Origin of the sequence: Massilia sp. CT11-108, assembly GCF_047302915.1 — a bacterium.
GTDB lineage: Bacteria > Pseudomonadota > Gammaproteobacteria > Burkholderiales > Burkholderiaceae_D > Telluria > Telluria orientalis.
The window spans coordinates 1-309 of sequence record NZ_JBKYMO010001421.1; the positions used below are offsets into that span (position 1 = coordinate 1).

Sequence of the window (309 nt, forward strand, 5' to 3'; positions counted from 1 at the left end):
GGCGTGGCGGCCGACGGCGGCAAGGCGCAGGCGCTGCCGCGCCAGGACGTCGTGCTCGCGCCGGGCGAATCGCGCGAAGCGGGCTGGGATTACGCGGTGCCGGCAGGCGCGACGAAGCTGCAGTGGGACGTCATGGCGGCAGGCGAGGGCGCGAGCGACCGCATGCGCGCCACGCAGCAGGTGAACGTCGCCGTGCCGGTGCGCACCCTGCAGGCGACGCTCGTGCAGATCGACGGCACGAAGACGATGCCCGTCGAGCGCCCGGCCGACGCGCTGCCGGGACGCGGCGGCATCCGCACGACCCTGCAG

General features: G+C 75.7%; 1 protein-coding gene. It reads left to right on the forward strand.

Features of this window, described 5'->3' with window-relative positions; translation table 11 throughout:
- A partial coding sequence (locus tag ACEN88_RS35095; protein ID WP_413347039.1) for a hypothetical protein occupies positions 1-309 on the forward strand: 309 nt, incomplete at both ends.